We start from the raw sequence: 9,133 nt of genomic DNA, 5'->3' as shown, positions 1-9,133 counted from the left end.
TGGAAGGCCTGGCCGCTTTCGCCAAAAGTTTTGAGGAGATGCTTGCAGAGGTGGGGCGCGCGATGCGGTGAGCGGCGCGCCGCGATGGTCCGGTGTGCGCCTCAGAAGCCGACGGTGTTGAAACCGCCGTCCACGTAGGTGATTTCGCCGGTGATGCCGGAGGCGAGGTCGGAGCAGAGGAAGGCGGCGGTGTTGCCGACTTCGTCCTGGGTCACGTTGCGGCGCAGGGGCGCATGTTCCGCATAGTGATCCAGGATCTTGCGGAAGTCGCTGATACCGCTGGCCGCGAGGGTGCGGATAGGCCCGGCGGAAATGGCGTTGACGCGGATGCCGTCCGGCCCCAGCGCGTAGGCGAGATAACGAATGCTGGCTTCGAGGCTGGCCTTGGCGAGTCCCATCACATTGTAGTTGGCCATGGCGCGCTCGGCGCCGAGGTAGCTGAGGGCCAGCAGGGCGCCCTGTCGGCCCTGCATGAGCGGGTGCATGGCCTTGGCCATGGCGGTGAAGCTGTAAGAGGATACCTCGTGGGCAATGCGGAAGCCCTCGCGGGTGGTGGCGTCCAGATAGCTGCCGCTGAGCTCGTCTTTGGGCGCAAAAGCGGCGCCATGAATGCCGATATCGACGCCACCCCAGAGCGACTGGATCTCACGCATGGTGCCAGCCAGTTGTTCTTCGTTCATCAGGTCCAGTTCCAGGGGCTCTGGTGCACCGATTTGGCTCGCCAGCTCTTCCACCCGGCTTTTGGTGCGCTCGCCCTGATAGGTGAGGAGCACTTCTGCACCCTGGCGATGCATGGCCTGAGCGATGCCCCAGCAGATGGAGCGGTCATTGGCCACGCCGACAACCAGTGCCTTTTTACCTTCCATAAAACCCATTGCAAAAACCCCTTACGTTAGAATCAGCGCGTATAAATGGTGAGATGTGAGCCCGGTTGAATATCGCTGGCCGAGGCCAGGCGATTCCACTGAATCAGCGATTTGGGCTGGACATGGAATTGCTGGGCAATCTGCCAGAGCGTATCTCCCTGACGCACCACATAAGTCGTCGTCCGTGCCTGGGTGGCGGCGCGCTCCTGCCGGTGGTTGATGGCGGCAACCACGGTTTGTGCCGGGATATTCAGCACCTGTCCGGGATGGAGGACGGTCCGCTCGGTGAGGTGGTTGGCGCGGGCCAGCACGGCGACGCCGACCCCGGCGCGCTGGGCGATTTGCCAGAGACTTTCACCGGGCCGGACGGTAAGGCGCTGGTGACCGCGCGCGGCGGTATAGACCGGTGCGGCAGCACCGCCATGTACCGTGAGCGTCTCGCCAACCTGCAGGTCACGCGCGGAACGGATATGGTTCCAGCGCATGAGGTCGCGGACGCTGACGCGGGCCCGCTGCGCGAGTTGCGAGAGCGTGTTGCCCGGACGCACCCTGAGCGGCTGGCTGTTTTGCGCATAGACCGCATGACGCAGACCGCCGGCGCCATAGACAACCAGATGTCGTCCGACTTGCAGGTCGCGCGCGGAACGGATGTGATTCCAGCGTTTGAGATTGGTGATGCTGACTCCGGCCCGTTGCGCCAGATGCCAGAGCGTCTCACCGGGGCGGATGGTGATGTGACTGAGCGGTGGTGCGGCTATAGGCGCGGCTACAGGTCGTGCGGCTACTTCCTGGGGCATGGTCAAAAGCGCTGTTTTCAGTGCTCCAGCCTTGCCTTTGGGCACCACAAGCTGGTAATCGGCCGGTGCGACGCCATAGCTCAGCCCGGCATTGAGGTGCCGCAATTCGCTGACCGGCATGTTCATCAGATTCGCTGCTACGTTGAGTGCCACGGATTTTGGGGTGGTGACTACCGCAATATGTGCCGCATTGGGAATGATGGGCAGGGAAACATGGTAAGCGCTGGCGTTTTTGATGACCTGCGCCAGGGCGAGCAACTCGGCAACGTAGTTTTCTGTTTGCTCCGGGAGATTGAGGTCCCAGAAGTCCGTGGGCTTGCCCGCCGCGACATTTTGTTGGATGGCGGCGGAGACGGTGCCCTGTCCGGCATTATAGGACGCGATGGCAAGGAGCCAGTTGCCACCGAAATAGTTGTAGAGATAAGACAGATAGTCGAGGGCCGCGTTGGTGGAGGCGGTGAGGCTCAGGCGGGGATCGCCGTAGCGGGTATTTTGCAGGCCGAAATTGCGGGCGGTACCGGGTATGAATTGCCAGAGACCCGCTGCCGCCGCCGGAGAATAGGCCTTGGGGTTGTAACCGCTCTCGATGGCCGGCAACAGCGCCAGTTCCATGGGCAGGCCGCGCTGCGCAACTGCTGACACCACATAAAAAAGAAAAGGACGGGAGTTATCGAAGATTTGTTCCAGCTTACCCTGGTGTTGCAGGAACCAGGTGCGCCATTTGTTTACCTCTACTCGTGAGACGTCGCTGATGCGCAGGCCGTCATCAATATGTGTCCAGACATTGCCGGTCTCCGTCTGGTTGCCAAAGGCGCCTGATGCCTCGAACTGCTGCAGGGTGGCTGACAGGCCGGAAGCATTACCGCTTTGCCCGTTGCCCGATCCGCCGCCTTGCAAATCCGCAGTCTGTTCGGTGGTGTTCAAGGTGTCTGCCACACCGCTCTGAAGATCGCTTTGTTGCAAGCCTATGGTCTGGCTCTCCGCCCAGACCATAGGAATGCCCCCCAGCGCCACCAGCGTGGCGACAGCGATGAGTCGCTTTTTCATGTTACTCCTTCCTGGGCGGGTTCGATCCACAATGGGCGTCCCGCAGATGTAACCCTTCGTAAAAGGATATTATAATAAACATGGAGTTGGCATCATGCTTGCCACCCGTTACTGGATAGTAAGCAAAAGGAATGCCTTGAGTCAAACGCTGTTTGCCGGTCTGCGCAGGGCGTGATTCGCGGCGAAAGCTGGCGATGCGCAGGATACCGGCGGGTCAAAGAGGCTGTTATTATCCTGTTTTCGCCAGTCTCAGGTTGCGCATCATGTCCGTTCGTACCCGTTTCGCCCCCAGTCCCACCGGTTATCTGCATATTGGTGGTGTGCGCACCGCGCTTTACTCCTGGCTGCACGCACGTCAGCAGGGGGGGCACTTCGTTCTGCGTATCGAGGATACGGATGTGGAGCGCTCGACGCCGGAAGCGACGACCGCCATTCTGGAGGGGATGGCCTGGCTGGGGCTGGACTGGGATGAAGGCCCGTTCTATCAGATGCGGCGCATGGACCGCTACCGGGAAGTGCTGGCGCAGATGCTGGCGGCAGGGACGGCCTATCATTGCTATTGCAGTCGTGAAGAAGTGGAAACCATGCGCGAAGATCAGCGCGGGCGCGGCGAGAAACCGCGCTATGACGGACGTTGCCGGCAGCGCACGGCAGCGCGTGAGGGGGTTGCGCCGGTGATCCGCTTTCTGAGCCCGGATAGCGGTGAGACCGTGGTGGAAGACCTGATTCACGGTACGGTGCGCTTTCAGAACAGTGAAATGGATGATCTGATTATCGCGCGCTCCGACGGGACGCCGACCTACAACTTCTGTGTGGTGGTGGATGACTGGGATATGGGGATCACCCACGTGATCCGCGGCGACGATCATCTCAATAATACGCCGCGGCAGATGCAGATTCTGCAGGCGCTCGGCGCCCAGGTGCCCGCTTATGCCCATGTGCCGATGATCCTCGGGCCAGACAAGCAAAAGCTGTCCAAGCGCCACGGCGCGGTGAGCGTGCTGGAATACCGCGAGCAAGGCTTTTTACCCGACGCGCTGCTCAATTTTCTGGTGCGGCTGGGCTGGTCCCATGGCGATCAGGAAATCTTCACCCGCGAGGAAATGGTGGAATTTTTCCGCATTGATGCGGTGAACAAGGCGGCATCGGCCTTCAACCCAGAAAAGCTATTGTGGATCAATGCCCAGCATATGCAGCGGCTGACGCCGGAGGGGTTGGCGCAGCATCTGCTGCCTTACCTCAACGCCGTGCGCGTAACCGAGTCTTTGCTGGCGGCCGGGCCGGCCCTCCCGGCGGTGGTGGCGTTGTTGCAGGAGCGGTCCAAGACCTTGGTGGAGATGGCGGCGGCGGCGGAGATGTTTTATGTGGCGCCGGTGGCCGGTGAACCCAAAGATGTGGAGAAACATCTGCACGGACAGGGCGCCTTGCTGGTGACCCTGGCGCAGGCGCTGGACGCGTTGCTGAACTGGGAGGCAGCGGCGATTCACAGCGTGATCCAGGAACTGGCGTTGACCTATGCCGACGGCAAGATGGGTAAGGTCGCGCAACCCCTGCGGGTGGCGGTGGCCGGGCGGGCGGTGTCGCCACCCATTGATGCGACTCTGGCTTTATTGGGTAAGGAAGAGACGTTGGCGCGTTTGCGGCGGGCGGCCGCCTGGATCTAGTCCTGTTTCGCCATTCAGGGTCTGCTGATACTTGGCGCGGGGCGGTGCTTTTGCGATGATGGAGGCACCCGTTGTTCCCGACCGATTTCCCGCAGATCAGGAGATGCAGTTCATGGCTATGAATGTCACCCAGAAAATACTTGCCGCCCATTTGGTCAGTGGCACGCTGGAAGCGGGGAGCCCTATCGCTATCCGTATCGACCAGACCCTGACCCAGGACGCCACGGGGACCATGGCCTATCTGCAATTTGAGGCCCTCGGCCTGCCGCGTGTGCGCACGGAGCTGTCGGTGTCCTATGTGGACCACAACATGCTCCAGTCGGGCTTCGAGAACGCCGACGACCACCGTTTTCTGCAGAGCTTTGCCGCGAAGTACGGCGTACATTTCTCGCGTCCCGGCAACGGCATCTGCCATCAGGTGCACCTGGAGCGATTTTCCAGGCCGGGCGGCACCCTGCTGGGCTCCGATTCCCACACGCCGACTTCCGGCGGAGCGGGCATGCTGGCCATTGGTGCGGGCGGTCTCGATATTGCCCTGGCCATGGGCGGGTTGCCTTTCAACCTCAATATGCCGCAGGTGGTCGGGGTCAAACTGACCGGCCGCTTGCAGCCTTTTGTCAGCGCCAAGGACATTATTCTCGAAGTGCTGCGCCACAAGACGGTGAAGGGCGGTGTCGGCAAAGTCTTTGAGTATTTCGGGCCGGGTGTCGCCCACCTCAGCGTGCCGGAGCGGGCGACCATCACCAACATGGGTGCCGAATTGGGCGCCACCACCAGCGTGTTCCCCAGTGATGCCGTGACCCGCCGTTACCTGGCGGCGCAGGGGCGCGATGCCTCCTGGTCGGAGTGGGTGGCGGATGCTGATGCCGGCTATGACGAGGTGCTGGAAATCGATCTCGACCAGTTGGAGCCCCTCATCGCCTGTCCGCACAGCCCCGACAACGTCCAGAAAGTGCGCGAGGTGGCGGGCACGCCCGTGGCGCAGGTGGCCATCGGATCGTGCACCAACTCGTCCTATACGGATTTGATGACCGTGGCGAGCATGCTCAAGGGCAAGGTCATCGCTGATGGCGTCAGCCTGGGGGTATCGCCGGGGTCGCGGCAGGTGATGGAAATGGTGACCAGGGATGGCGGCCTTCTGGACTTCATCGGGGCCGGTTCGCGCATTCTGGAATCGGCCTGCGGACCCTGCATCGGCATGGGCTTCGCGCCGCCCACGGAAGGCGTCTCGGTGCGTTCCTTCAACCGCAATTTCTACGGGCGTTCCGGTACTAAAAATGCGGCGGTGTATCTGGCGAGCCCGGAAACCTGTGCCGCCTGTGCCTTGACCGGGGTGATCACCGATCCCCGCGATCTGGGGCTGGCGCCCATTCACGTGCCGGTACCTGAGCACTTTCTGGTCGATGACCGTATGGTGCTCGCCCCCGCCGCCGAAGGCAGCCCGGTGGACATCATCCGTGGCCCCAACATCGCCAAACTTCCCACCGGGCAGGCCGCTCCGGCAAGCCTGCAGGGCGAGGTACTGATTCGGCTGGAAGATGACATTACCACTGACCACATCATGCCGGCCGGAGCCAAGGTGCTGCCGCTGCGCTCCAATCTGCCAGCCATTTCGGAGTTTGTCTTCCACATGGTGGATGAGACTTTCCCGGCCCGCGCCAAGGCGGCTGGGGGCGGTTTTATCGTGGCGGGTCACAATTACGGGCAGGGTTCCAGCCGTGAACATGCGGCACTGGCGCCCCGCTATCTCGGCGTGCGCGCGGTGCTGGTCAAGTAGTTTGCGCGTATTCACCTCGCTAATCTCATCAACTTCGGTATCCTGCCCCTGACCTTCGTGGACGCGGCGGATTATGCCAGGGTGCAGGCGGGGGATCAGCTCAGTCTGGATATCAGGGGGCTGGCGCTGGGCCAGGTGCTGACGCTGCGCGATGAAACCCAAGGGCTGGATATTCCGGTTATGCCGCAGTTGGCGAGTGCCCGTGATCTGGAGTTGATTCTGAAGGGCGGCGCCTTGTCCTGGGCCAGCGAGCAACTGGAGAAGGTATCGTGACCATGGCGCATATTCAGGTTCCGGCTCAGGGGAAGCCCATCACCCAGGTGGATGGGGTGCTGCGGGTGCCCGATCAGCCCATTATTCCCTTCATCGAGGGGGACGGTATCGGTTGTGATGTCACGCCGGCCATGCGTGCGGTGGTGGATGCCGCGGTGCAGGCCGCTTATGGCGGCCAGCGGCGGATTGCCTGGATGGAGCTTTTTGCCGGGCAGAAGGCGGTGACGCTCTACGGTGCGGGACAGTATCTTCCCGAAGAAACCATGGCCGCTATTCGCGCGTACAAGATCGCCATCAAGGGGCCGTTGGAGACCCCGGTGGGTGGCGGAATCCGCAGCCTCAATGTGGCACTGCGCCAGGATCTGGACCTCTACGTCTGCTTGCGGCCGGTACGTTATTTTGCGGGCACGCCCAGCCCTGTGTGCCATCCGGAAAAGGTCGACATGGTCATCTTCCGGGAAAACGCCGAGGATATTTACGCCGGTATCGAGTGGCCGGCGGGCAGTCCGGAAGCGGAAAAAATCATCCGCTTTTTGCAGGAAGAGATGGGGGTCAGCAAAATCCGCTTCCCGGCCAGTTCGGCCATCGGCATCAAGCCGGTGTCGGTGGAGGGCTCGGAGCGTCTGGTGCGCCGCGCCATCCAGTATGCGCTGGAGCATGGCAAGCCCTCGGTGAGCCTGGTGCATAAGGGCAATATCATGAAGTTCACCGAGGGCGGTTTCCGCGACTGGGGCTATGCCTTGGCCGAGCGGGAGTTCGCCGGACGGGTCTTCACCTGGCGGCAGAAGGCGGCTATCAGCAAGGCGGAGGGCAAGGCGGCGGCGCAGGCGGTCGAGCAGCAGGCCATCGCCGATGGTAAGCTGATTATCAAGGATGTCATTGCCGACAACTTCCTGCAGCAGATTTTGTTGCGGCCGGAAGATTATTCGGTGGTGGCCACGCTTAACCTCAACGGCGACTATATTTCCGATGCGCTGGCGGCGGAAGTGGGCGGCATCGGCATGGCGCCGGGGGCGAACCTCTCCGATACCCATGCGATTTTTGAGGCCACCCACGGTACGGCGCCGGATATCGCCGGGCAAGGCAAGGCCAATCCCAGTTCGCTGATTTTGTCGGCGGTGATGATGCTGGAGCATCTGGGTTGGGGCGAGGCGGCGACGCGCATCGTGGCGGCCATGAACGCGGCCATCGCCAGCGGCGAAGTGACCGGTGATCTGGCGGCGTTGCGTGGTGACGTTCCCGCCTTGAGTACGGCGGAGTTTAGTGCGGCGCTGGTGCGTCGTTTGTGAGGAAATTTCATGAATTTGCATGAGTATCAGGCCAAGCGCCTGCTCGCCGAAGAAGGGGTGCCGGTGCCCCGGGCCATTCCCGCCTTCTCGGTGCGGGAGGCAGTGAATCAGGCCCGTGAACTGGGTGGTCCGGCCTGGGTCGTCAAAGCACAGGTGCATGCCGGTGGACGCGGCAAGGCCGGTGGCGTGCGGATGGTGGAAAGCATTGCCCAAGTGGAAAAGGCGGCGCAGGAGTTGCTGGGCAAACCGCTGGTCACGGCGCAGACCGGTCCGCAGGGGCAGCACGTAGCGGCTTTGCTTATCGAGGAGCCCAGTCGCATCGCCCGCGAGCTTTATCTGGCCTTGATGGTGGATCGGGGGCAGGCGCGGATCACCTTTCTGGCGACTCAGGAAGGCGGTATGGATATCGAGGAGTTGGCGGCCTCCCGGCCGGAGGCCCTGCATCGGGTCGTGGTCGAGCCCAGCACCGGCTTTCTGCCTTTTCAAGCACGCCAGCTCGGTTTCCAGTTCGGACTGGACGCCAGCCAGGTGCAGCAACTCACGCGCATCATGCAGGGCATGTATCGCCTGGCGCAACGGCTCGACGCCCTTATGGTGGAAATCAATCCCCTCGCCATCACCGCCGAAGGCAGGCTGCTGGCCCTGGATGCCAAGGTGGTGATGGACGACAACGCCCTGTACCGCCACCCTGAGTCTGATGAACTCTTTGACTCGACCCAGCAGGACGGGCGGGAGATTACGGCGCGGCAGTTCGGACTGAATTACATCTCCCTGGAAGGTAACATCGGCTGCATGGTCAACGGTGCCGGTCTGGCCATGGCGACCATGGACCTGATCAAGCTGCACGGCGGTGAGCCCGCCAATTTTCTGGATGTGGGCGGTGGCGCGGCCGCGGACAAGGTCACCCAGGCCTTCAAGCTCATTCTTTCGGACAACCGGGTGAAGGCCATACTGGTCAATATCTTCGGTGGGATCACCCGCTGTGATCTGCTGGCGGAAGGCATCATCCAGGCGGCGGCGGAGGTGGGTCTTCACTTGCCGGTGGTGGTGCGTCTGGAGGGTACCCGGAAGGAGGAGGGCATGGCGATGCTGCGGGAGAGCGGGCTTTCCCTGATCACCGCCGATGGCCTCACCGACGCAGCCATGAAGGCCGTGGCGGCGGCGCAGGGCTGACATGTCCATCAACATCTTTTGGTTGCAACGTCTGTGGCCGGTGCTGCGTAATTCCGGCCCGCTGATTTCGCGTCTCGCCGATGCCTATGTGAAGCGTGGCGCGGATCAGAAAAGTGCAGAGGCCATGGCGGAGATGGCGGTGCTGCTCGATCAGATTCTCGACGAGCGGCTCAAGTCCGTGGCGCAGGACGACGACGTGGCGGCGCTGCGCCACGATCTGGCGGCTTTGCGGTCGGCGGTCGATAGA

The 9,133-nt window shown here is 62.2% G+C and carries 8 protein-coding genes; 6 read left to right on the top strand and 2 right to left on the bottom strand.

The features are described from left to right. Positions 1-101: 101 nt before the first annotated feature. Both AC2VNK_RS02225 and AC2VNK_RS02220 read right to left on the bottom strand, forming a co-directional pair. Positions 102-875 carry an enoyl-ACP reductase FabI gene (locus AC2VNK_RS02225; RefSeq protein ID WP_291521217.1) on the bottom strand — a complete coding sequence of 258 codons (774 nt, stop codon included), beginning with the start codon at positions 873-875 and terminating at the stop codon, positions 102-104. 23 nt (positions 876-898) lie between these two features. Next, complete coding sequence (locus AC2VNK_RS02220) at positions 899-2,710, bottom strand: LysM peptidoglycan-binding domain-containing protein (protein ID WP_291521219.1); 1,812 nt, start codon at positions 2,708-2,710, stop codon at positions 899-901. Between the two features lie 263 nt (positions 2,711-2,973). Here AC2VNK_RS02220 and gltX point away from each other — a divergent pair, with 263 nt between their 5' ends. The 6 genes from gltX to AC2VNK_RS02190 form a co-directional block, all read left to right on the top strand. Continuing rightward, positions 2,974-4,374: a glutamate--tRNA ligase gene (gene gltX / locus AC2VNK_RS02215; RefSeq protein ID WP_291521221.1), complete on the top strand. Its 1,401-nt coding sequence runs from the start codon at positions 2,974-2,976 to the stop codon at positions 4,372-4,374. A gap of 112 nt (positions 4,375-4,486) precedes the next feature. After that, the gene (locus tag AC2VNK_RS02210) at positions 4,487-6,151 is read left to right on the top strand and encodes an aconitate hydratase (RefSeq protein ID WP_486882651.1); all 1,665 of its coding nucleotides are present in this window, start codon (positions 4,487-4,489) and stop codon (positions 6,149-6,151) included. Positions 6,152-6,208: 57 nt separating this feature from the next. Then, complete coding sequence (locus tag AC2VNK_RS02205; RefSeq protein WP_486882650.1) at positions 6,209-6,424, top strand: hypothetical protein; 216 nt, start codon at positions 6,209-6,211, stop codon at positions 6,422-6,424. A gap of 2 nt (positions 6,425-6,426) precedes the next feature. After that, positions 6,427-7,713, top strand: a complete 1,287-nt coding sequence (gene icd / locus AC2VNK_RS02200; protein ID WP_486882652.1) for an NADP-dependent isocitrate dehydrogenase — start codon at positions 6,427-6,429, stop codon at positions 7,711-7,713. 9 nt (positions 7,714-7,722) lie between these two features. Next, positions 7,723-8,886, top strand: coding sequence for an ADP-forming succinate--CoA ligase subunit beta (sucC, locus tag AC2VNK_RS02195; protein WP_486882649.1), 1,164 nt, complete (start codon positions 7,723-7,725; stop codon positions 8,884-8,886). A gap of 1 nt (position 8,887) precedes the next feature. Beyond that, the coding region (locus AC2VNK_RS02190; protein ID WP_486882648.1) for a hypothetical protein at positions 8,888-9,133 on the top strand (246 nt) is incomplete at its 3' end.

This window comes from Acidithiobacillus sp. TH-A35 (assembly GCF_057473505.1).
This window is presented reverse-complemented; position numbering and strand designations above follow the sequence as displayed.